22 protein-coding genes are annotated in these 22,229 nt (G+C 39.1%); 4 read left to right on the top strand and 18 right to left on the bottom strand.

Going from position 1 to position 22,229, the window contains the following annotated elements; genetic code table 11:
• Positions 1-112: 112 nt before the first annotated feature.
• Positions 113-373 (top strand): hypothetical protein, encoded by a 261-nt coding sequence (locus tag ACO1D1_RS11645; RefSeq protein ID WP_149869385.1) that lies wholly within the window; start codon positions 113-115, stop codon positions 371-373.
• Positions 374-493: 120 nt separating this feature from the next.
• Complete coding sequence (locus tag ACO1D1_RS11640) at positions 494-2,230, top strand: AAA family ATPase (RefSeq protein ID WP_423336041.1); 1,737 nt, start codon at positions 494-496, stop codon at positions 2,228-2,230.
• A 67-nt stretch (positions 2,231-2,297) separates the two neighbouring features.
• Here the strand turns inward: ACO1D1_RS11640 and ACO1D1_RS11635 are convergent, their stop codons facing one another.
• The 6 genes from ACO1D1_RS11635 to phaQ form a co-directional block, all read right to left on the bottom strand.
• Entirely contained in the window at positions 2,298-2,438 is a 141-nt protein-coding gene (locus ACO1D1_RS11635; protein ID WP_149869383.1) for a YjcZ family sporulation protein, read from the bottom strand.
• A 21-nt stretch (positions 2,439-2,459) separates the two neighbouring features.
• Positions 2,460-2,564: a YjcZ family sporulation protein gene (locus tag ACO1D1_RS11630; protein ID WP_074432825.1), complete on the bottom strand. Its 105-nt coding sequence runs from the start codon at positions 2,562-2,564 to the stop codon at positions 2,460-2,462.
• A gap of 226 nt (positions 2,565-2,790) precedes the next feature.
• Complete coding sequence (locus tag ACO1D1_RS11625) at positions 2,791-3,216, bottom strand: CotY/CotZ family spore coat protein (protein WP_190284848.1); 426 nt, start codon at positions 3,214-3,216, stop codon at positions 2,791-2,793.
• 203 nt (positions 3,217-3,419) lie between these two features.
• Complete coding sequence (locus tag ACO1D1_RS11620; RefSeq protein WP_423336040.1) at positions 3,420-4,250, bottom strand: undecaprenyl-diphosphate phosphatase; 831 nt, start codon at positions 4,248-4,250, stop codon at positions 3,420-3,422.
• Between the two features lie 241 nt (positions 4,251-4,491).
• A complete protein-coding gene (locus tag ACO1D1_RS11615; protein WP_149869380.1) occupies positions 4,492-5,091 on the bottom strand; it encodes a hypothetical protein in 600 nt (199 codons plus the stop codon).
• The gene (gene phaQ, locus ACO1D1_RS11610) at positions 5,072-5,509 is read right to left on the bottom strand and encodes a poly-beta-hydroxybutyrate-responsive repressor (protein WP_423336039.1); all 438 of its coding nucleotides are present in this window, start codon (positions 5,507-5,509) and stop codon (positions 5,072-5,074) included. The genes ACO1D1_RS11615 and phaQ overlap by 20 nt, the downstream gene beginning before the upstream one ends.
• A 148-nt stretch (positions 5,510-5,657) precedes the next feature.
• Here phaQ and ACO1D1_RS11605 point away from each other — a divergent pair, with 148 nt between their 5' ends.
• Positions 5,658-6,440 (top strand): alpha/beta fold hydrolase, encoded by a 783-nt coding sequence (locus ACO1D1_RS11605; protein WP_423336038.1) that lies wholly within the window; start codon positions 5,658-5,660, stop codon positions 6,438-6,440.
• A gap of 70 nt (positions 6,441-6,510) precedes the next feature.
• Here the strand turns inward: ACO1D1_RS11605 and ACO1D1_RS11600 are convergent, their stop codons facing one another.
• The 10 genes from ACO1D1_RS11600 to ACO1D1_RS11555 form a co-directional block, all read right to left on the bottom strand.
• Positions 6,511-7,590: an alpha/beta fold hydrolase gene (locus ACO1D1_RS11600; protein WP_423336037.1), complete on the bottom strand. Its 1,080-nt coding sequence runs from the start codon at positions 7,588-7,590 to the stop codon at positions 6,511-6,513.
• Between the two features lie 20 nt (positions 7,591-7,610).
• Entirely contained in the window at positions 7,611-8,210 is a 600-nt protein-coding gene (locus ACO1D1_RS11595) for a polyhydroxyalkanoate biosynthesis repressor PhaR (RefSeq protein WP_423336036.1), read from the bottom strand.
• Positions 8,211-8,230: 20 nt separating this feature from the next.
• On the bottom strand, positions 8,231-8,872 hold the full coding sequence (locus tag ACO1D1_RS11590; RefSeq protein WP_423336035.1) for a hypothetical protein: 642 nt from the start codon (positions 8,870-8,872) through the stop codon (positions 8,231-8,233).
• Positions 8,873-9,028: 156 nt separating this feature from the next.
• Entirely contained in the window at positions 9,029-10,660 is a 1,632-nt protein-coding gene (locus tag ACO1D1_RS11585) for a long-chain-fatty-acid--CoA ligase (protein ID WP_423336034.1), read from the bottom strand.
• A 108-nt stretch (positions 10,661-10,768) separates the two neighbouring features.
• A complete protein-coding gene (gene adhE / locus ACO1D1_RS11580) occupies positions 10,769-13,372 on the bottom strand; it encodes a bifunctional acetaldehyde-CoA/alcohol dehydrogenase (RefSeq protein WP_423336033.1) in 2,604 nt (867 codons plus the stop codon).
• Between the two features lie 190 nt (positions 13,373-13,562).
• Positions 13,563-14,294, bottom strand: a complete 732-nt coding sequence (locus ACO1D1_RS11575) for a Crp/Fnr family transcriptional regulator (RefSeq protein WP_423336032.1) — start codon at positions 14,292-14,294, stop codon at positions 13,563-13,565.
• On the bottom strand, positions 14,266-16,167 hold the full coding sequence (locus ACO1D1_RS11570) for a heavy metal translocating P-type ATPase (RefSeq protein ID WP_423336031.1): 1,902 nt from the start codon (positions 16,165-16,167) through the stop codon (positions 14,266-14,268). Before ACO1D1_RS11570 ends, ACO1D1_RS11575 begins: the two co-directional genes overlap by 29 nt.
• Position 16,168: 1 nt before the next feature.
• A complete protein-coding gene (locus ACO1D1_RS11565; protein WP_149869371.1) occupies positions 16,169-16,402 on the bottom strand; it encodes a heavy-metal-associated domain-containing protein in 234 nt (77 codons plus the stop codon).
• A 136-nt stretch (positions 16,403-16,538) separates the two neighbouring features.
• Positions 16,539-19,301 (bottom strand): phosphoenolpyruvate carboxylase, encoded by a 2,763-nt coding sequence (ppc, locus tag ACO1D1_RS11560; RefSeq protein ID WP_149869370.1) that lies wholly within the window; start codon positions 19,299-19,301, stop codon positions 16,539-16,541.
• A 156-nt stretch (positions 19,302-19,457) separates the two neighbouring features.
• Complete coding sequence (locus ACO1D1_RS11555) at positions 19,458-19,907, bottom strand: CoxG family protein (protein ID WP_149869369.1); 450 nt, start codon at positions 19,905-19,907, stop codon at positions 19,458-19,460.
• A gap of 207 nt (positions 19,908-20,114) precedes the next feature.
• Here ACO1D1_RS11555 and ACO1D1_RS11550 point away from each other — a divergent pair, with 207 nt between their 5' ends.
• Positions 20,115-20,753 (top strand): YczE/YyaS/YitT family protein, encoded by a 639-nt coding sequence (locus ACO1D1_RS11550; protein ID WP_149869368.1) that lies wholly within the window; start codon positions 20,115-20,117, stop codon positions 20,751-20,753.
• On the opposite strand, the gene ACO1D1_RS11545 is transcribed toward ACO1D1_RS11550, so the two are convergent.
• Together ACO1D1_RS11545 and ACO1D1_RS11540 are read right to left on the bottom strand one after the other, a co-directional pair.
• Positions 20,726-21,283, bottom strand: coding sequence for a hypothetical protein (locus ACO1D1_RS11545; protein WP_149869367.1), 558 nt, complete (start codon positions 21,281-21,283; stop codon positions 20,726-20,728). The genes ACO1D1_RS11550 and ACO1D1_RS11545 overlap by 28 nt on opposite strands.
• Before the next feature lie 283 nt (positions 21,284-21,566).
• Positions 21,567-22,217, bottom strand: coding sequence for a YcnI family protein (locus ACO1D1_RS11540; protein ID WP_149869366.1), 651 nt, complete (start codon positions 22,215-22,217; stop codon positions 21,567-21,569).
• Between the last annotated feature and the right edge of the window lie 12 nt (positions 22,218-22,229).

Here is a 22,229-nt window from a genome sequence, read left to right as displayed (position 1 = left end):
GAAAGTTTTCTTATCGGCCAATGAATGAACACGGATTTTTTCTTTAAACTCCTCCGGTAAAATACTATAATGATGGTAATCGTATTTAAAAATAGATGCCCTAGGAGGAATTATGGAACTTAATAAAATTGATGATCAAACCTTAGCCTTATTGCACAAAGCATTCGAAATTGTTCTACAGCAAAATAACGTTACCTATAGTAAGATTGGCATTGCAGAAGAAGGAAAGCAGTTATTATTTTTGTATGAAGGCAAAGATGAAAAAGTCCATGTATTTAAATGGGATAAATCATCAAGCATGGGAGTAAGTTTTGGAGTCCTCGCCCAAAGTGTGTTAATGCCCATTATTCCCCATCTTCGTTTATTATCATAGAATTAGGAACACACTTTCGATTTACTGAAGGTGTGTTTTTATCCTTCCACCGATTCCCACATCCATTTTTCTGGAAGTTAATTTATAATAGAGTTAACTCTGTTAGAGGAGATGAAATAAATGAATCAAAGTAAAAAAATAGTTTCAAAGTTTATTCCGCTGTTCGCAGCGTTTATATTAATTATGGCAGGAATCTCTTGGTATATCCAAACATCAAATTCGGAGGTATCCATCCCATTCTCTTCGGTGGAGAAAACCATCCAAGCTCAGAATGGCGACCCTGTTATTCTCACTGAACGAGCTGATGGCAGCTTGTATATAAAGGCTGGAGAAACCGAATTCATTTCCCATGTTCCGCCTAATAGCGACATGATTGATAAACTGGTAGAAAAATATAATATCGACTATTCCTATTCAACTAGCAGTCGTTATGGGAAATGGATTATGGGTGGAATCATCCTTTTATTAGCAGGTGCTGCCTTTGCCCTTCAAAAATCTAAGGGCGGATTCGGACTTCATAACTCAATGAAAAATAGTGTTGCCAAGTCACGCCCACTGCCGACAATCAGTTTAGAAGATGTCGGCGGCCTCGGTGATGAAATGAAGGAAGAAATATTACAAACACTTTCAACTCTAAAAGAGCCTGAGCGATCTGCTAAGCTAGGCATTAAACCACCAAAAGGAATTCTGTTATACGGACCACCCGGAACAGGTAAAACCTTATTAGCACAAGCAATCGCTCGGGAATTAAATGCAGCTTTCTTCTCTGCCAGCGGAAGCGCGTTTAATGAACTATTTGTTGGTGTAGGAGCAAGCAGGGTACGTTCTTTATTCCAAGCAGCACGAAAGCAAGGTCCTGCTGTTATTTTCATCGATGAAGTCGATGCACTTGCCGGTAAAAGAAAAGCCCATGGCGGTGAGGAAGCAGAAAAAACCTTAACGGAACTTCTCGTCCAGCTTGATGGCGGTCATTCCAATGATGGAATTTTGTTTATTGCCGCAACAAACAGGAAAGATATGCTTGATGAGGCCTTCCTTCGTCCAGGAAGAATTGACTTCTCCTTCCATGTCCCTCTGCCTGATACAAGGGGCAGACGAGAAATTATCGAGCTTCATACGAAAGGAAAATCTCTTGCAGAGGATGTTCATACATCCTTAGACGCGCTGGCAGAAAGCACTTCAGGATTCTCAGGCGCTGAGCTTCAGTCCCTTTTTGAAACTGCAAGCAGACGAGCTGTTCGAAATGGACAGGAACACATTCAAAAACAAGACCTTGATTATGCTCTTGACCGTACCATACTAGGAAGCACTTCACGTTCTTTACAGGATGTTGATACAAAACGGAGGGTCGCCATCCACGAAGCCGGCCATGCGATTGTCGCCTCATTAACAAGGCCCGGTTCAGTTAGAAAAGCTACAATCATCCCTCGCGGTGAAGCGCTTGGTTATGTTGCACCAATTCCAAAAGAATTGCATTTATCGACAACCTCTGACCTTCTGGATCGTGTTGCCATGATATTAGCAGGCGGTGTTGCTGAGAGAATGCTTCTTGGCGAACACAGTATTGGTGTTAGCGGTGATGTACAGCAGGCAAAACAAATCATAGAGCAAATGGTTGATACCGGAATGCTTCAAGATGGTTTTACCTTGACATTCAATAAACAGGATAAAGAAACAAAAATGCAGGAACTGTTTGCAAAAAGCTTAGAAAAGGCTGAGATGCTGATCAAAGCCCATCAAGATCAGTATCAGCAATTGGTTGATGCATTATTAAAGAAAGAGACATTAGAAGGTTCTGAAGTGGAACAAATTGTTTGGGGTACATTGACCAACACAGAACAACTTGTACTAGTGTAATGTATGAGATTTAATGAAATTCCAATACTGAAAAGCTCCAGCACCCTTAGTGCTGGAGCTTTTCTAATTACCATCTAAAGCAAGCTGCACCGACAATAATTAAAAGGATAAACAATACAACGATTAATGCGAAACCGCCGCCAAATCCAAATCCGCCGTAGCCACAACCACCATAGCCGTAGCCGCCATATCCACCATAACCAAACATTTAATTTCCTCCTCTTTTATATTAATAGAATCCGTAACCCCAAGAAGCTCCGATAATAATTAACAAAATAAACAAAACGACTAGTAGGGCAAATCCGCCGCCATAGCCACCTGCTGCACCAGACATTAACATTACCTCCTTTTTGGATTTCCATATATCCTATTCACCTAGATAAAAATGTGCGATAGACACATATCCATATTAGGAAGATTTGAAAAAAAGAATAAGCCCAATCTTGTGAATCTGGACTTGCAGCCTTTAAGGATGTTTATCCTGTTTAATGCTCTGAAGAGGTAATAAAATGAGGGTCTGCCGCTAAAACAAGTAAAAACAGTCCCTCATTTCTTAATTACTAACATTTTGGTTCGATAATGGGCAGCTCTCGATTAACTAATTTGGGGGATAACGGCTGAATCGTACAAAAACAGCTTAGATCTACAATTAAACAGATATCGGTTTTTATCAGCGAATACACATCATCACATAACTCCACAGGGCAACCATCCATATCAACCGGCATTAAAAGTGATAATGTAGCACAACAATGTCTTGAATCAACGTCTTCTAACCTAAAAACTTGTGTAGTAAAAAACTTCCCATACCTTGTAATCCCAAAAGTTTCAAATGGACATTTCCCATTTGAAAGTATAAATGGAATGGTGTCAAATCCAAACTTTTCACAAATGAAACGAAATCCTTCAAAAGACAGCTTTTTCTGTTCTTCAAGAAGTTGTTCCATTTCGTGACAAATACACTGTCCACTTCGATTCATTTCCATGAGTTTCCCTCCTTTCATTTGCTGCGAATAATTCCCTTATTTTAAAATATTCTATTCAAACCTGATGGTATAGGCTCCTCTCACACTGGAAACAGGTATTTATCCAAAAGGAAAGGGAATGGGTACATGCCGTTTTCCACTTATATGGGACATCAGTCTCAATAAAAAAAGGCAGTTCCTAAAATAGGAATTGCCCGTTTTGATTAGAAGAAAACAAAATAGATGATTAAAGCTAATAGAATTCGATAAATTGCAAATGGTAATAGTTTTATTTTATTGATTAGTTTTAAGAAAAATCGTATGGAAAGCAGCGCAAAAATAAAGGCACTAATAAAGCCAGCGATAAAGATCGGCAGCGCATCCATCGTCATATATTCCCAGTTTTTCAATAAGGAAAGAAAACTTGCCCCGGCCATTATCGGTACCGCCATAATAAAGGTAAAGTCAGCGGCTGCACGATGGCTCATCCCCATTAATACCCCTCCTGATATAGTCGAACCAGACCGTGAGAACCCAGGCCAAAGGGAAAAACATTGAAAAAGACCTACCGCCAATGCTTGTCCATACGAAATTTGATCAACTGTTTTGGTTTTTGGATTCCTTGGGCCGATCAGATCAGCAAGAATCATAAATACGGCGCCAATTACTAAACCAATTAGAACAGTACCAGTGGAAAATAGGTGGTCATCAATATAATCATTAAACAGGACGCCAAGGACGCCCGCAGGAATTAATCCTACAAAAATTTGTGATAATTTTAGGCGGCTACCACTGCCAACTGTTTGCTTACTAAACCGTCCTAGACTTAACAAGTTAATAAACCGGTCTTTAAATGTAACGACAACTGCAAGAATGGAACCAAGCTGAATGACCACTTTAAAGGTGTTAGCCCCGTGCTTTGTTAAAAACGTTTCAGATTTCAGCCACATATCATCGACAATAATCATATGTCCGGTTGAAGATACGGGCGCAAACTCAGTTAAACCTTCTACTAAACCTAAAATAATTGCTTTAATAAGCATAAGTAAATCCATGTTAAAATATCTCCTTACTTCTCAAAAAATAAAATCCGGCCAATTAATGATGCCACAATTCCAATAATAAATAAAGTATTTCCCTATTACTTTAGTCGATTATTCCCATCCGAATCGCTTTCTATATTAATGAAATAAAAAAACCACACTCTCTTTATTAATAGAGAATGTGGTTTTACCTTTGATATTGGACTTTTATGTTAAACAATGCTGCTAATTCCCCTTATTCTAAAATTTGAGGTTATTGCGTTTTTACTAGTTCTTTAAAACTACTTTTGCCGCGTTCTACAAGGTTTAGATGTGTATTTCTTGCTTTCCTAACATATTCCTTGCGAACTGCGAGCCAAGCATTTCTCCGTTCACGAGCGTAGGCTACACGTGATTCTGCATTTTTTTCAAAATTATCTTCTAATTGATCGATGATTTGGAATATGGATCGTATTGGTGTAAGTGCCAATTTCTCTAATTGTCCTGAAACCTCTTTTAGTTGGTTCTTGAGTTCTTCGCGATCGTTTGTGTATGCAGGTTCTTCTTTCACCTCTTCTTCGACTGCTTTAAATTGATGCATCAGTTCAGACATCGCATCCTTGTTTGTTTTTTTCGTCTGATCATACAATTTGGCGATGGATTTTCGATACTGCTTATTGAACTTAATGACCTCTCTTAGCGCATTAATGTAGGCATCCTCACGGTTTTCCCGAAGCTGCTCTCTCCTTTCGCGTGATTGCTCATACTGATCCCAGAATGTAGTTACAAATGAACCTACGATTACCGTTTCTTCTGCTGCCGGAATCTTTTTTTCATCAGCAGCAAGAGCCGTTTCACTTTTCTTCTGAGCCATCGTCCTTCCTCCTCCTATTCTTATTTACTTTCTCTATTGGATCCTTCTTATGGAAAGAAGGAATATAGAGCTCAAGAAAACTGGAATACATCTTGAAGAATTGGTCTAGGATTGATTGATAGGTTTCTAGCTGATTGGCATAGCCTTTTAAGTATGTAACACCCGCTTTTGTTATAGAATATCTTCTTTTGGCCGGACCACTGCCTGTTGTATCCCATTCTGATGAAACAAGTTCATCCTTTTCCAACTGTCTTAGCATCCTATATAAGTTCCCTTGGTCGAGAGCCTTAAATCCGAATGTCTCCAGCTTTTGGCTTAGTTCATACCCATGAAGAGAAACTTTGCTAAGAAGCAATAAAATAAATGGCAGCACAAAATTTTTTGATGGATTGACTGATTGTTTATCTTGGTTTACCATATCTTCATCACCTCACCTACATGTATTTTACACCTATAAGTAATATTTTGTCAATATGTAAAATAAATATAGATATTATTAGTATTTATATGTTTACAATTTAGTGAACTTGGATATAAACTAAATAAAAATGACAAGGTGGTGTAAAATGGAAAAGGCTAGCGTTAGTAAATCAGGGGTGCCTTACTTGCATTTTGGTAACGGGGAACCATTGGTTCTAATTCATGGCTTAGGTGAAGTAAAGGAAGGGTGGCAAAACCAATTTGAATTAGCGGATCAGTTTGAGTTGATTATTCCTGATTTACGCGGTCATGGGGAATGTGAAAAAACGGATGGTATATCAATTCAAAACTTCGCCTCTGACTTGATTGGATTGTTAAAGGAGCTAAAAATTGAAAACGCCCACATCCTAGGGCTGTCAATGGGCGGAGCCGTTGCACAGGAAATCTATCGTCAGTCTCCCGACCATTGTCGTTCACTCATGTTGGTTAGTACATTCCACTTTTTCCCTAAGAAGCTTAAGGGTCTATTATTTAAGAACCGCAAAAAAAAGTTTGAGTCCGTTTCAGCTGCAGGAAAACAAGCGGAATTCCTCGGACGCATGGCACTTTACTCCTGGAATAAGGATATGATGGAGATATTTTGTCATTATTTCCGGCCCAAACATCCAATTTTCCTTGAATCATTGAAAATGTGTCTTGAAGTTAATAATCGGTCTTTACTGCCTAAAATTAATGTTCCAACTCTAATTATAGGCGGACAATATGACTCTGTTTTGCCTGTCTGGATTCAGGCATGCATGCATAAACTGATTCCACATTCTGAATTCATCATTATGAGGAATACCGGCCACCTTGCCAAACTGGAAGCAAAAGACCGGTTTAACCTCCTGTTAAGGAGATTCCTCACTCAGCAAAAAACAGCTGTGTAAATTACCTTTTCGGGAAGAATTGGACCCCCATCCATCTTCCCGTCCATCATTTTATGTTTGTTTCTTCCCATTATACTGGTGCTTTCTCAACTTCATTTGACCGTGTTGCAAGCCATTTATCAGCAAAAATGGCAAACATTCCTGTTAGCGCTAGTGAAACATGACCGCCTTCAAATACCTCATAGGTTTTATCTTCACTTGAAATCATATCCATAATCGGCAGGCTTTGCTGTTCCAATACTAGTGTGTCCCTTGAAGTGGAAAAAACAAAAACCGGGCAGGTAATATTCTTTAAATCTACTTTTCTGCCGCCAATCGTAAGCTCTCCCTTCAATAGCTTGTTATCTTTATAGAAATCATTAAATAATTGCTTGAAGGATGCACCTGCAAATGAAGCAGTGTCTTTTGTCCATTTGTCCATTCTTCGCCACTTTTCAACATAGTCCGCATCATGGGCACGGGTAATTAGATTAATCCAAGGACTCATATAGACTGGTGAGAGCCCTCTAAACATGAGATACATATACTCTGAAGGAATAACACCATACACATCGGAAAACCGATCAAAATTAATAAGTCCTTTTTGAAGCCCCTTTAACCATTTATCAGGGACAATCCCAACACTAAAATCAATCGGCACTGTGGCAAGAATTAAGTTTTTTATCGGTATATTCGTAATGGAAGTAAGGATTGCTGAAATTGTCCCGCCTAAACAATATCCTATCATGGAAATTTCCTTGGCTCCTGAATGTCGGACTGCCCGCTTTACAGCGTTTTCTAAATAATCCAGGATATAATTATCCAAGGTAATATCTCGATCTTCATAGCCGGGCGAGCCCCAATCCAGAAAATAAACGTCGTATCCGCGTTCTGTCAGGCCGCCAACGACACTGCTTCCTTCCCCGACATCTAAAATATATGGTTTATTTAATAATGAGTAGACCAAGAACAATGGGATTTGATATTTTTTTTCTTTCGCCGGGTGATAATATAAGCTAGATTTATTCCTTTTCCAAATAATCTCTCTTGGTGTCGGCACAATATCTGGTTTTGGTTCCGTTAATACTTTATAGACTTGATTCCATCTTGCGGTTTCCTTATCTATGTCAATTTGTTGAATATACTTCGTAACTGATGCCTTTACGCTCATTTCGTTCTATGCTCCCTTCATTATGATTTAGAAGTACCAGCACCAGTAAAAACTAGCTCTTTATCCTTCTCTTTTGCCTTTTCTTTTTCTTTTGTCTTTTCTTTTTCTTTTGCCTTCCCTTTTTGGCTCAAACCTTTCAGAGCGGCAAGTTCCGCTTTAATATCCGACAGTTGAGTAATCTCTTGCATTAATTCAGTTTGAATTTTTTTTGTTTCTCCTATTTCTAATGTAACTTTTTGGAATTCATTCTTCATCTGCTTGGCAACATTCACCACTTCTTGGAACATCTCAAGATTTTCTTTATTTAATAAACCAATGCTGTCCTGTAAATTCCAAAGTTGCTCTTCTAAAATGTCAATCTTTTCTTCAGCCTGGATCGACAGCTTTGCTACATTAGCAACATCTTTTTTCGTCGGGAAATTCATTACACCAGCCATAAGCTCCTGATTTTTTCTTAAAAGCTCCATGTGCCGCGCATGGCTTTCTGTGCCTGCTTTTAGTAGCTTAACGAACTCATTATTGTCAGTCATCATATATAACAAACCATTTAGTTGTTTTTCCCACATTTCGCTTACCCGCTTGACCCCGTCAAATGGATCATATGTTTTATCCTTCCCCATTCCGCTCCACCCCTTAAGTATTAAGATTTTGTAAGTTCTTCACTTTTTTCCAAGTATTTATTTAGCGGAAACATTAACGTTTTAATTTGTTTAGCAAAAAGATTTACAAAGCCCTTCTGATTTTCGTAAATTAAGGAGCCTGCTTGTTTTACTGTTTTTATATATTGCTCTCTTCCTTTTTTACGAAGGGCAATATATTGATCAATCATTTCAAGATATTTATCCATTGACATAGTGCTGACTATCTTTTGACACGGTGCTGCGAGAATCGTCAATGTCCTTTCTTGAATTTGGTCTATCTGTGCATTTATATCTTCATAGGACTTAAGCGGGAAAAAATGCTGCAAACTGGTGGTAGACATTAAAAATTCTTCCCTGGCTATTTTTTCCCATGCAGAAAATTCCTGATAAAATTGGGCACTCAGTTCTATCATGTTTCCTTGATTACGCTGCACACTCTCAGCAAATAGATTGGCTTCTTTCAAAAAAACTTCATCCCGAAAATCGGCACGCTTCGACCATTCATCTAATTCCCCGAACGCGTGCTTCCAAAGAAGGTCTAGGCTCGTAAGCTGTTCTTCATTTTCAGCTGGTGTCTCAGCTGTCTCTTCCACGGGCACTTCCACACTAATTTCCAATAACTCTTCCCTCAGCTTTTTCATTATCCTTTTTTCCAGTCATTTTTCTCGCATCCTTTCCAAACGTCCGATAAACTTGATAAAATTCATTTTAAACAGGGTGTTTTTATGTGGTGATTTTCTATGAGGTAGATTGTAGAGATTAGTCTTTAGCACTAATGCAGGTTCTAGAGGTGTATTTCATACTTGAGTTTTTTCTTGTTCTTTACGTAACATTCTTCTTAATAGTTTTCCAACTGACGACTTTGGAAGATCATCCAGTATTACAATTTCTTTCGGCACCTTATATGGTGCAAGATTTACCTTTGCAAATTCAATAAGTTTTTCCGGCGCTGCAGCAGTCCCTTGCTTTAACTTAACAAATGCCTTTACAGTTTCCCCCCGATATGAGTCAGGAACCCCGATTACAATAGCTTCTTCCACTGCTTCATGCTGATACAGTACCTCTTCAATCTCACGAGGGTAAACATTGTAACCGCTGGCAATTATAAGATCCTTCTTTCTGTCCAAAATATAAAAATATCCATCCTCATCCATTTTGGCAATATCCCCAGTAAACAGCCAGCCGTCTCTCAAGACCATTTCAGTATCTCCAGGACGTTTCCAGTATCCTTTCATTACCTGCGGCCCGCGGAGGATCAACTCTCCTGCTTCTCCGACAGGTACATCAATAAATCCTTCCGAAGTTTCCTCCACGATCCTTGCCTCTGTTCCCGGGAGTGGAATACCAACACTACCTAATTTACGCGGAAGAAATGGCGGTGTGGAAATCGCGGATGGGGCAGTTTCGGATAATCCGTACCCGTCTGACAATCTTGTACCTGCTCTTTTTTCAAACGATTTTACCTGTTCAACCGGAAGTGGAGCGCCGCCGCTGTTCAAATAAAAAATATTTCCGATGCTGCTTTCCTCCAAATCAGGATGACTATTCAATGCAATTATCATTGTTGGTACCGCTGTCATTTGGAATGGTTTCTCTCGTTTAACGAGTTCTAATATTTCATTGACATCGAATCGTGGCAAAATCAGCTGATTACAGCCTATTCTAATTCCAGAAAGTGCATTACAGGAGAGACCATAAACATGAAACATTGGCAAAACACTAACAATTTTAAAGTTTTCCGGTTTCTCCTCGACAGCATTATAGGTAAAATCGCATACCTGGATAATATTAGCCAATAAGTTATGATGTGTAAGCATAACACCTTTAGCGACACCCGTTGTTCCTCCCGTATATTGTAAAATAGCCACATCCTCATTTATATTAATTGGAATTTCAGGGATTACATTGTCATGGGTTAAAAACTCTTCAAAATAAATATCTCCATCTGCAAGTGGAGTTTTATTTCCTCCAAACCCTACAACAATAACCTTTTTTAATGATGTCTTTGCCTGAACCTGCTTGATTCTAGGGTAAAGGGCTTCGAATACAACTATGTACTCCGCCCCGGAATCATTCAGGACATATTCAATTTCCCTTTCGACATACATAGGGTTTACCTGAACGGCAATCCCGCCTAATCGGAATGCAGCAAATAGACTAAATATATAATGTGGGCAGTTTGGAAGCATGATTGCGATCCGATCTCCTTTATGAAGGCCCACACGATATAGTGAAGCAGCCATCCATTCAGAAATCGTTCTGGCTTCATTATAGCTCCATGTTTTCCCAAAAAATGATAAAGCAGGTTTGTCATTATGAATATTGGCGGCTTGATTCAATAGATCAAATAATGACTCGTATTCGATTGATACATCATTGCTAATTCTAGGATCATAAAACTTTAACCATGGTTTTTTCTGATATACCATATTAATCCCTCCTTATTTTTTTTTGAAAAAAGTTGTAATCACCTAAATTATGTTATTTTGGAAGAGTTAGTCTCAGGGTTCTGGGACTGATTTTAACTTTTTGTAGACTTATACACCAAGATAAGCCTGGCGGTATATTTCGGCAAGTTCACTAATATAAGGCTGTTTTGGATTTGCAATCGTATCCTGATCATCAAAAGCATGTTCGGCAAGGACGCCTAGTTTGCTCTCGAATTTTTCTTTATTCACCCCGTTTGCTTGGATGCTCATTGGAATATCCAATTCTTTGGCCAAGGCAATAACCGCCTTTATTAAACTCTTAATTCCTTCCTCAGTTGAGCTTGCAGGAAGTCCCAGCATTTTTGCAATTTCTGCATAGCGCTCATCCGCAATAAAGTGGTCGTATTTAGGATATGTCATAAATTTATTTGGTTTTGCAGCATTATACCGAATTACATGCGGTAAAAGGATGGCATTGGCACGTCCATGCGGGATATTAAACTCAGCCCCCAGGACATGGGCAAGGCTGTGATTGATACCCAAGAATGAGTTAGCAAAGGCCATTCCGGCAATTGTTGAGGCATTGTGCATTTTTTCACGTGCCTGTTCATCACTGCCATCTCTATAAGCCCTTGGTAAATACTTAAACACTAGTTCAATAGCTTTAAGTGCCAATCCGTCCGTATAATCATTTGCCAAAACCGAAACATATGCCTCAATTGCATGGGTTAAAACATCCATCCCAGTGTCAGCAGTAACATGCCTCGGGACAGTCATGACAAACTGCGAATCTATAATTGCCACATCGGGTGTCAGTTGGAAATCTGCCAATGGGTATTTCAAATTGGTCTTTTTATCAGTTATTACCGAAAAGGCCGTTACCTCTGAACCAGTTCCGGAAGTAGTTGGAATGGCTATGAATTTTGCTTTTCCGCGAAGCATTGGGAATGAAACCACTCTTTTAGTCGGATCAAAGAACTTTTGAGTAAGGCTATGGAAATCTGTATCAGGATGCTCATAAAATAACCACATTGCTTTTGCAGCATCCATTACCGAACCACCGCCAAGTGCAATGATACAATCAGGCTGGAACCTTCTCATTCTTTCTGCGCCAGTCATAACGGTTTCAATACTTGGCTCTGGTTCAATATCTGAAAAATATTCACACTGAATATTACTGCCATTCTTTTGAAGATAGTAGCTGACCTTGCCAAGATAGCCATTTTTTATCGAGCTTCCGCTTGTAACTATAAATGCTTTTGAGATTCCTGGAATCTGCGAAAGCATTTGGATGGAATTTTTCTCAAAGAAAATCTGTGATGGCACTTTAAACCATTGGATCATATTTCTCCTTTTTGCTACTTTTTTGATATTGATTAAATTTGCTGCTCCCACATTCTGTGACACCGAGTTCCCTCCATAAGTGCCACATCCAATTGTTAACGACGGTAATGATGTGTTATAAATATCCCCGATTGCCCCATGTGTTGATGGTGTATTGACAATAATCCGGCCTGCTTTCATCCGCAATGCAAATATATCAACTAAATTTTGGTCAGCAGTATGAATCGCCGCGGAGTGTCCTAATCCACCGTATTCTAGTGTTTCCTCAGCTATTAAGAGCCCTTCTGAAAAACTATTAACCTTATAGCAGGCTAAAAGTGGACTTAATTTTTCACAAGAGAGCGGATAGTTTGGCCCTACACCATCTAACTCTGCAATAAGGATTTTTGTATTTATCGGAACATTTAATCCTGCCATTTTGGCAATCGTATATGCAGGTAAACCGACAATCAAAGGATTAAGTGCTTCGTATTTTGGATCGATAGCAATCCGCTCGACCATCTGCCGCTCTTCCTCGTTTAAGAAATAACAGTTGTTTGTCACTAATTCCTGCCGTACTTCGTCATAAATCTCATTATCAATAATGAGTGCTTGTTCAGATGCACAAATCATGCCGTTGTCAAAAGTTTTTGATAAGATTAGGTCGTTGACAGCTCGTTTAATATCGGCGGTTTTTTCGAAATAACAAGGAACATTCCCAGCGCCGACACCAAGTGCCGGTTTTCCTGAACTATAAGCAGCAGTTACTAGGTTTGGTCCGCCTGTTGCAAGGATGAGAGAGATCTTGGGATGCTTCATCAAGGTTTGAAAGGCTTCATGGGAAGGGATTTCTATCCACTGGATACAGTTCTCGGGAGCGCCAGCTTTTCTTGCTGCATCCCTTAACAGATCAGCTGTTACAGTGCAGCATTTTTGAGCATAACGCGGGAAAGCAAAAATAATTGGATTTCTTGTTTTAAGAGAAATTAACGATTTAAAGATAACCGTTGAGGTTGGGTTAGTAACCGGGATAATTCCCGCTATCACACCGACAGGCTCGGCCATCTCAACCATACCCTCATTTTCATTTTCACTTATGATGCCAACTGTTTTCATATCCCTTATGTTGTTATAAATACATTCAGTAGCAAACATATTTTTGAAAACCTTATCCTCATAAACCCCTCGCTTAGTTTCTTCTACCGCCAGCTTTGCTAGATATCTATGGTTTTCAAGTGCTGTTAAAGCGATCTGTTTTACAATCTCATCGATCATTTCCTGATTAAAACTGCGAAATTCTCCAAGTGCCTTGGAAGCGTTATTTGCTAATGTATCAATCATTGCTGAAACTACCTGCTTTTCTTGTATTACTTTTTCTTTTACAGCCATACATCATCCACTCCTTTGTTTCTCTATTGGCTAAAATATATCATGCGGCATAATCGAGAAATGTCGAACTTTGCGCAGAAGTGAATGAATAACCATTCATTTATCCATAATTCATAAAATGTTCAAAATTATCTCGGACATGACAAAAGGGATGCTTTAAGCTCTCAAGCATCTCCCTGGCAGTTAACTATTATTCTGTTGCAATTTTCATAACCATTTTTAACTCCATGATATTGAGCTTTCTTTGTCCGGTTTGTTCAATCCAGCCAAGCTCCTGAAACGAGGATAGCCTTCTGCTTAATGTTTCTTGGGTCATTCCTATATATGAAGCGAGGTCTCGTTTACTCATTGGCAGGGTAATTTCTATAGCCTTATTTTCTGGGGATAATTTTGGGTGAGTTTTATGAACTAAGTCAATAAGATATGAGGCAATTCTTTTTTCAGCGTCTTGTGTGTGAAATCTTTCAATTGCCTTTTCCGCTTCATCTAAACGACTGCTAAAAACCTCGAGAATTTTTAATGATATTTCTGGCTTTGTTAATAAAATTTTCTGCAAATCAGATTTATGAATGACACAAAGTTCAGTTTGTTTCATGGCTTCAGCATAATTAGTTAAGGATTCCTTTGTAAAGAGAGAGAGCTCGCCCATAAAATCCCCCGGACACATAATTCGGATCAGCTGATCTTTTCCGGATTCGGTTAACCGGTATATTTTTACCTGACCCTTATGAACAATATATAGATAATCGGAAGCGTCCCCTGCTTCAAATATGATCTCCCCCTTTTGATAAGTCTTGCTTTGGCTTGTTTTTGCAATTTCAAACATATCATCATCTTGTAAATGGTTAAAAATCGGTACTAACGAAATACAGAGTTTTTTTACACTAGTTCCATTAAGCGGTTGGTGCCGACACTGATTCATTTTGCTTCTCCTCCCTATACAACCTGCCTTTATCTTTATTATATCCCACAAGTCTAAGGGCATTTAATATGACCATTAGAACACTAAACTCATGAATGAACATACCAGATGCTAGAAAAATATTCTTCGATAATACTCCTGCTAATAAAATCATAACGGTAGCCACAGCAAAGAACATATTTTGCTTCATATTGCTGACAGTTGCTTTTGCTAATTTATATCCATGAATCAGCTTTTCTAACCTATCCGCAATAATAATCATATCGGCTATTTCCATCGCGGCATCGGTCCCTGAACCACCCATTGCAATGCCAATATCGGCCATTGCAATGGCCGGTGCATCATTGATACCATCCCCAACCATCGCAATTTTAAATCCTTGCTGCTGTAATTGTTTTACCTTCTCTACCTTTTCTTCGGGGAGAAGTTCAGCATAAACTTGGTCAATTCCTAGCTGATTGGCCACGGTCTTTGCCGTGTGCAGGTTATCACCTGTTAGCATAAATATTTGTTTTACTCCGATTTGCTTCAGATGCTGAATTGTATCTGCGGCCTCAGCTCGTATTCGATCGGCAACCGAAATTACCCCGATAATGTGATTGTTTATTGCAGCAAACACTGCTGTATTTCCCTTTTTCTCTTGCCCCACAGCGTATGACTCTACATCATAAGAAATTCGTATTTGATTTTCCTTCATCCATTTTCTGTTTCCGATCATCACCTTTTTCCCTTTAATAGTTGCTTTAATACCATGCCCTTTGATGACCTCAACATCATCCGGCCGATTAATAAGTCTTATTCCCCTGCTTTTGGCTTCTCTTACAATGGTCTTGCCTAAATGGTGTTCGGAAATAACCTCTGCCTCTGCTGCCATCGTTAATAATTCCTCTTCCTCCATTCCATAGGCTTGAATGGCTGTCACTTCAGGCTGTCCTTTAGTAAGTGTTCCAGTTTTATCAAATAAAACGACATCTATTTTGGATAATTTCTCCATCACCTCTCCACCCTTGATCAGTATGCCGCTATTTGCGCCATTACCGATTCCTGCAACAATCGATACTGGTGCAGAAATGACTAAGGCACCCGGACAGGCAATCACCAGGAAGGTAAGCGTTAATTCGATATCCTTTGTGAAGAAATAGACCATGACCGATAGGACGAGTATTACCGGTGTATAAAAGTTTGCAAACTTCTCAAGGAATTTCTGGGTTTTAGCCTTTGATTCTTGGGCCTCTTCCACAAGCTCGATGATTTTGGCAAAAGTGGTATCTTCCCCAACCCTTTCAGCTATCACTTCGATATATCCGCTATCTACGATAGTTCCACTGAATACATGATCATTTTTTTGTTTGCTGGCTGGAACAGACTCACCTGTGATGGCTGCTTCATTTAGCAAAGCCTGCCCAGAAACGACGATTCCGTCGACAGCAATTTTTTCTCCAGAAGGGACTAGAACAAGATCTCCTATTTTTACTTCTTCCGCTGGAATACTGACTGATTTCCCCTCTCTTTTCACTGTGGCTTTTAGCGGGGCCATATCCATGAGAGATTTTAATGACCTCCGAGTTTTTTCAAGCGTATGCGCTTCAAGATAGGCTCCAAATATAAATAAAAAAGTAACCGCTGCTGATTCCACATATTCACCAATCATCAGTGCCCCTGCCACGGCAATCGTGACCAGCAGTTCAATGCTAGAGGCCCTCATCCTAACGGATTGCCATGCTTTTTTGACAATAGGATAACCGGCTATCAAGGTGGAAAGGATGAGAACTGCATCCTTCATGACATATATTTTTATCATGTAAAATAAAAATGCAGCTGCGAGCAAGCTTCCTGATAGGATTACTATTACACCCTTTCTATTTCGCGTCATCCTAATCATCCCCCAATTTTTCCTTAGCGGTTAAGATCTGGTAACCTAATTTTTCTATTATATCCTTTATTCTTTCTGAATCGATATTTGCTTCATTATACACGACTTTTACCTTACTTGAGTTAAAGAGTACCTGGGCTGCTTGGACGCCTGACAGCTTCAAGAGTGCCTTTTCAATTTTTTTAATACAGCTTGGGCAGGTGAGCTCCTCCATTTGAAATTTAACTGTTTTCATTTTCCATTTCCCCTCTCTGTTTTCTTCTCCTTCATCATATCGGGGAATGAAAAATTCAACCTTGACCGTTGTCAAATTTTAATAAAATTAAAAAAGCGATAAGCTCATTTAATGAGTTATCGCTTTTTTTGCAATATCAACCGGTATTCCGTAAACCTGCGGAAATTCCGCTGATGGTAAGAAGGACTTCCGTTAAAAGTTCCTCATTAGGCTCGTCCTGTTCCCGCAGTTCTTTTATTAGTTCTACCTGTAAAAAGTTTAAAGGATCCACATATGGATTTCTTCTAAACACTGATTCCTTGATATTAGGAGTGTGATCAAGCAATTCTTTGTCACCGGTAATTTTGAGAAGAATGGCTTTTGTCTTTTCATACTCATCTAGAATATTAGCAAAGATTCTTTCGGCAATTGTTTTATCATCAACAAGTAATAAATATTCCTTCGCAGTCGTAATATCTGCCTTCATCAAAGCCATGTGAAGATTGTCAATGGTTGATTGAAAGAATGGCCACTTTTCATACATTTCCTGCAGGAGCTTCAAATTTTTCTCATCTTTTGCAGCAAAGCTGTCTAAACCAGTACCCGCAGCATACCATGCAGGAAGCAGCTGGCGGCTTTGTGTCCATGCAAACACCCATGGAATGGCCCTCAAGTCCTCAAATCTCCCTCTATTTTTACGACTCATTGGTCTTGAACCGATATTAAGATCGCCGAGTTCTTTTAATGGTGTGGCTTCATTAAAATAAGTTAGAAAATCAGGATCTCCAAATACAAGTGATTGGTATTTTGCCAAGGAATCACTTGAGATTTCCTCAATGGCTTCTTCCCAATTCTGTTCACGTAAATGCCCTTGCTCTGCTTCTTTTGAAACATGTGTGGCAGCAAGGATCAAGGTAGAGGTCGCTTGTTCCAAGCTGCGATAGGCAATATCCTCAAGCAGATAACGAGATGACAAAACTTCACCTTGTTCGGTAATTTTGACGCCATCCCCAATCGTTTCTGCCGGTTGTGAAAGAATACTTTTGTTTAAAGGACCGCCGCCCCGACCTAACGACCCCCCGCGGCCATGGAAGAATTTAAGTCCTATCTGATACCTTTTTGCCATTTCATGAATTTCAATCTGTGCTTTATACAGCTTCCAGTTGGCCGTTAATGTCCCGCCATCTTTACTGCCATCTGAATAACCAAGCATAATTTCCTGCTGGTTCCCCAGAATTTGCAAATGATTGCGGTAAACCGGCATGTTAAAAAGATTTTCCATGATGGATGGACCTGCTGTTAGATCGTCGATGGTTTCCAATAATGGTGCCACATGTAAATGACTTTCCAATGTTCCATCTGCATGAAGTCGGTAGATTCCGGCTTCTTTTGCTAAAACAAGTACTTCTAATAAGTCACTCGAAGATTTTGTCATACTGACGAGATAAACAGAGATCGACCGTTTTCCGAATTCCTCGTGAGCAGCTTTAATCATTTGGAACACCTTAATCATTTCCTGTGTTTCTGCTGAATAATCTTCATTTAGCAAAAGAAGCGGCCTTGGATCCATAAGAATACCTTGCAGTATTTTTACCTTTTCCTCTTCAGAAAGTGTTGCATAATTTTCAGCAATGCGGACTTTACGCAGTATTTCTGTCATTGCTGCCTCATGCTCCCCGCTATGGTTACGAATATCAAGTGTGGCCAAATGGAAGCCAAACAGCTGGACCTGACGAATCAGCTTTTGAATAATCTTTAATTCATGTGCCGTTGGATGATGTTGTTTTAAGCTATTGTCAATCATAAACAAATCCGCTAATAATTCATCGGCTGATTGATAACCTAAGTCGGATTTACCGACTTGACGTATTCTTTCAATGATCAATGCAAAAACCCGGCGGTAAACTTCGGTTTTTATCGGCCATTTTTTCTCTTCAGTTAAAAATAATTCCTCTTTTTCCTCAAGGTAGGAAAGAAGCTCGTCACTAACTTCCACCCTTGTCGTGGAATGACTGTATCGTTTCATTAAATCTACCAGTACATTTTTATACTTTTTTAAGACAAGCCTTCGCTGTCTTTCTAATGTTTCCCAGGTCACATCATGGGTGACATTTGGGTTTCCATCACGATCACCGCCAATCCATGATCCAAAACGAAGGAAATTAGGAACCTCCCAAGAAGTGTTTGGATAATTTTTTTCAAGACACTCTGCAACCTCCTGATGAATTTCAGGAAGCACCTCGAAAAGAGTCTGATCAAAATAATACAACCCATTACGGACCTCGTCCAACACAGTTGGCTTATGTTCACGCAGTTCATCCGTTTGCCATAATATGGCCACTTCATTAAACAAGCTCTCTTCGAGCTTTTTTTGTTCTCTTGTTGATAATAATGGATGATCAAGCAGCTTTAATAATGCTGCAATTCTCTGCTGAATTTCAAGAATGGATCGTTTTGTTGCCTCCGTGGGATGTGCAGTTATCACTAGTTCAAGCGACAAAGTATTAAGTACATCTTGAATGACATCGTCCTTAATCTCGTTTTCTTTAAGCTTTAGAATTGCACTCTCAATTGATGCAGGTTGAACAATTGATTCATCTTCAAGCTGATATTGTCTCCGCCTCCGAATTCGGTGGTTCTGCTCTGCGGCATTGATTAAATGAAAGTACATTGAAAATGCCCTGATGACTTGTTTCCGCATTGGCGAACTTAAACCGCTAATCTCTTCCTTTAAGGCTTGATAGATCTCTTGATCAAAGTGGAACCTAAGTGTTTTGCACATAAGTCTAATTTTTTCCACTTTCTCAAATAGTTCTGTACCACCATGATTAACAAGGATTTCTCCAAGCATTTTTCCTAGTAGCTTTACATCGCGACGCAATGGAAGACTGCTGTCATTCACTTTTAATTCTGCTGCCATATGGATCACCTTCCCGTGTATTCAAAAGATTCGCTAAATTTTTTATATAACTATAACATATCTTTATGCATCGTGTGCACTATAAAATTACTTTATCACTTTATATAGGAAAAGAACAAATAAAAAACCCGCACAGCAGCGGGCTTTCATCTTGCCTTATTTTCGTTTATATTCTTCTAACTTAGAAGAGATGGCCACCGCCACTTCTTCATCCGATATTTGAATTGCTTTTTTAAATAGCGTTTTTGCTAAGGTTCCCATCGACCCTGTTGCATTGATATCGAGAAACCCAGTAACCCGTGTTTTATTTCTATTTATTGCTTTTGCTTCAAAATACCCTTCACCAATATACTTTTCGTTCTTGCGTTTTAATTCAAAGCATATCTTACTTGGTTCATTCCATTCAATAATATCAATGACGAGCGTAACCTTTTTTTTCATGACCACTAGGTCACTTTTAAATTCACAGCTGATTTGCCGGTCATTTATTTTTTCGTGTTGAATATACCCTGGAACAAGTGGCGCCCAATTATTTTCGTCTCTGATAAAGTCCCAAATTACTTCAATCGGGATATCTAATTCTACATGTTGTATTTCACTTGGCATTGGTGTATCCCTCTTTCATTGTCAAAGTAAAAGACCTTCAAATGCTTGAAGGTTTATTCTAGAATATATGTTAAACCATTATTTTATAGAAGAAACATTCTTCATTATCTCTATTTACTATTGAAAAAAGTGACGGTGCGTCATATGATATGTGGATAGGTTTTTACTATTCAGAAAAGTCACTTCGGATATTGGGGGCATCAGAGATTGAAACTCTTTCAGTATTTTTTATTCTTTTTAGGCTTAACCTTTTTTGGGTTGGGTAATGCCATCGCTGTTAAAGTTAAATATGTGGGGCTTCATCCCTGGGAGGTCCTAAATGTGGCACTTTATCAACACTTTGGTTTAACGATTGGTACATGGGGCGTGATTTGCGGACTCATCTTAATCATCATTTCCTTTTTTGTCGCCCGAAGCTATATTAGCTTTGGTACCCTCCTAAATGCTCTGTTGATTGGACCCATCATGGACTTTTTCCTTTGGATAGATATTCTCCCTAAGGCAACAAATACATGGCTGGATTATTTGATCCTTCTTTCCGGTGTTGTCATTACTGGAATTGGTGGTGGAATGTATGTAGCAGCAGGGATTGGTGCCGGTCCACGGGATGGCTTTATGCTATCCATCTCTGATAAATCGAGGCTATCGGTTAGTCAAGCACGCATAATCGTTGAAAGTATTGTTTTAGTGGTTGGATTTTTACTAGGCGGCCCCGTTTTCATCGCGACTTTCCTTTATACCTTTGTACAAAGTCCAGTTTTCCAACGTTCCTTGAGAGTTTTTAAGGTATTGGTGGAGTCAGTTAAAAGGAGGAAAGATCAGACGCAAGAAGGTATTGCCTCCTGATAATGATTTTGAACATAGGATGACAACTTTCCTTCGTAAATTAATTCAAGGGATGTTGAATCTTTAATATCCTGAGGTGTCACGAGGGAAAGTGGTTTTTTCCTTTTTATTGGAATACCTGATTCTTCTAAAAGGGCTGCTACAAAATGGGAGCAAAAGAAAGCATTTTTGCGATCGATTTCCATGTTTAGCATTACAGCAATCAAACCGATAAGATTGTACCTGTAATCACTCTTACGCTCCTCCATATCCCTGATTTTAGCGATTATTTTTTCAAATTGTCTATCTGTAATCGTAATACAATAAATGGCACAATCGGCATTCCTAAATAAACCTCCACGAATATTTTCCTGTACGAAACCCGCCAAGAAAGGATTCCGTGGATTTTTCCTACCAAAACTATAAACCTTGTTAAAATGATCATCTATCACAATTGAGGCGTGATTGAGAGGCTTCTTCGTATACAACTTGATTATTTTTGTGAAAATAGTGCCTGTATCAGTAAGCAGGACATATATCTTCCTGTTCATAGTATAAACCTCCCGCACAAACTTAAGTGTTTCCCTATAAATAGTCTAATCGCCATCTCATAAATAGGGAACAATCTCAGGTTTTATTTTCGGCTAAGACCTGAGACTTAGACACTATTTCCTAAATTCATGAACCTTTTTCCTTTTTTAGAATTAACTGTTTATTTTTATTATAGTTTAGAATTTACTGGATTGGGAGTAAATCTAAAGGAAAAATGTCATATTTTTTCCAATTAAAAAAAACAGGAGTTGCCAAAGGCTTCTCCTGTTTAAAACATCTTCATTATTTTTTACGCATTGCCACGATAAGCGCTGCAAGTGCCAGTAATGCTGCTGCACCTGATAAAATGAGCGGAAGAGAATCGGACGTATCATCTGCTTTTTCGTCCTCTGTTGTTTGCACTTTATCTGTTTTTTCAGTATGTTCTGTAGTCGCTGTATTATGATGGTCAGTTGATGTTGCCGTCACAATGTCCGTAATGGAATGCGGGGAATCAGAACCTTCACCACCAGTCCACTCCACAATACTGCCGTCTTTGTAATATTGAAACGCATCCCATGCCGCCTTTGTTGCCTTATCAGGATTCTTTGCTACAAACACGAACTGCTGGAATTGTCCAGCTTGAATTCCCTCACCGGTCGCCTCGAATGTAAAGGTCTTCACTTTCCCACTAGTATCTTTTTCAGCAGAGTACGTCCACCCGGGAACGGGTTGATAGGACATCACCTCTACTCCTTCAGGGGCTTTGATAGTAACTTTAGTGGTTGCCACATCTTTTTCAACTGGAACCTTTAAGGTATAGGTTTCCCATGCTCCGGTTGCGGAGGTTTTCGGACTTACTGTTACATGTGCACTTGCGATACTTGAAAAGAAAAATAAACTGATTACTGCTGGAATAAACACTTTTGAAATCTTTATCATGAATTTTTTCATAGAGATTCTCCT

It is taken from the genome of Neobacillus sp. 19 (assembly GCF_049463095.1).
Lineage (GTDB): Bacteria > Bacillota > Bacilli > Bacillales > Cytobacillaceae > Neobacillus.
Note: the sequence above shows the minus strand (reverse complement) of the source record. Positions and strands in the feature narration are given on the sequence as shown.

Bases quoted from the DNA above. Each gene is read 5' to 3' on its own strand.
- ACO1D1_RS11625 (WP_190284848.1), bottom strand. From the start codon at position 3,216: ATGGAAATGAATCGAAGTGGACAGTGTATTTGTCACGAAATGGAACAA.
- ACO1D1_RS11570 (WP_423336031.1), bottom strand. From the start codon at position 16,167: ATGACGCGAAATAGAAAGGGTGTAATAGTAATCCTATCAGGAAGCTTG.
- ACO1D1_RS11640 (WP_423336041.1), top strand. From the start codon at position 494: ATGAATCAAAGTAAAAAAATAGTTTCAAAGTTTATTCCGCTGTTCGCA.
- ACO1D1_RS11585 (WP_423336034.1), bottom strand. From the start codon at position 10,660: ATGGTATATCAGAAAAAACCATGGTTAAAGTTTTATGATCCTAGAATT.
- ACO1D1_RS11540 (WP_149869366.1), bottom strand. From the start codon at position 22,217: ATGAAAAAATTCATGATAAAGATTTCAAAAGTGTTTATTCCAGCAGTA.
- adhE (WP_423336033.1), bottom strand. From the start codon at position 13,372: ATGGCTGTAAAAGAAAAAGTAATACAAGAAAAGCAGGTAGTTTCAGCA.
- ppc (WP_149869370.1), bottom strand. From the start codon at position 19,301: ATGGCAGCAGAATTAAAAGTGAATGACAGCAGTCTTCCATTGCGTCGC.
- ACO1D1_RS11590 (WP_423336035.1), bottom strand. From the start codon at position 8,872: ATGAAAAAGCTGAGGGAAGAGTTATTGGAAATTAGTGTGGAAGTGCCC.
- ACO1D1_RS11620 (WP_423336040.1), bottom strand. From the start codon at position 4,250: ATGGATTTACTTATGCTTATTAAAGCAATTATTTTAGGTTTAGTAGAA.
- ACO1D1_RS11555 (WP_149869369.1), bottom strand. From the start codon at position 19,907: ATGCCAAGTGAAATACAACATGTAGAATTAGATATCCCGATTGAAGTA.
- ACO1D1_RS11645 (WP_149869385.1), top strand. From the start codon at position 113: ATGGAACTTAATAAAATTGATGATCAAACCTTAGCCTTATTGCACAAA.
- phaQ (WP_423336039.1), bottom strand. From the start codon at position 5,509: ATGGTAAACCAAGATAAACAATCAGTCAATCCATCAAAAAATTTTGTG.
- ACO1D1_RS11600 (WP_423336037.1), bottom strand. From the start codon at position 7,590: ATGAGCGTAAAGGCATCAGTTACGAAGTATATTCAACAAATTGACATA.
- ACO1D1_RS11545 (WP_149869367.1), bottom strand. From the start codon at position 21,283: ATGAACAGGAAGATATATGTCCTGCTTACTGATACAGGCACTATTTTC.
- ACO1D1_RS11575 (WP_423336032.1), bottom strand. From the start codon at position 14,294: ATGAATCAGTGTCGGCACCAACCGCTTAATGGAACTAGTGTAAAAAAA.
- ACO1D1_RS11630 (WP_074432825.1), bottom strand. From the start codon at position 2,564: ATGTCTGGTGCAGCAGGTGGCTATGGCGGCGGATTTGCCCTACTAGTC.
- ACO1D1_RS11635 (WP_149869383.1), bottom strand. From the start codon at position 2,438: ATGTTTGGTTATGGTGGATATGGCGGCTACGGCTATGGTGGTTGTGGC.
- ACO1D1_RS11605 (WP_423336038.1), top strand. From the start codon at position 5,658: ATGGAAAAGGCTAGCGTTAGTAAATCAGGGGTGCCTTACTTGCATTTT.
- ACO1D1_RS11565 (WP_149869371.1), bottom strand. From the start codon at position 16,402: ATGAAAACAGTTAAATTTCAAATGGAGGAGCTCACCTGCCCAAGCTGT.
- ACO1D1_RS11615 (WP_149869380.1), bottom strand. From the start codon at position 5,091: ATGGCTCAGAAGAAAAGTGAAACGGCTCTTGCTGCTGATGAAAAAAAG.
- ACO1D1_RS11595 (WP_423336036.1), bottom strand. From the start codon at position 8,210: ATGGGGAAGGATAAAACATATGATCCATTTGACGGGGTCAAGCGGGTA.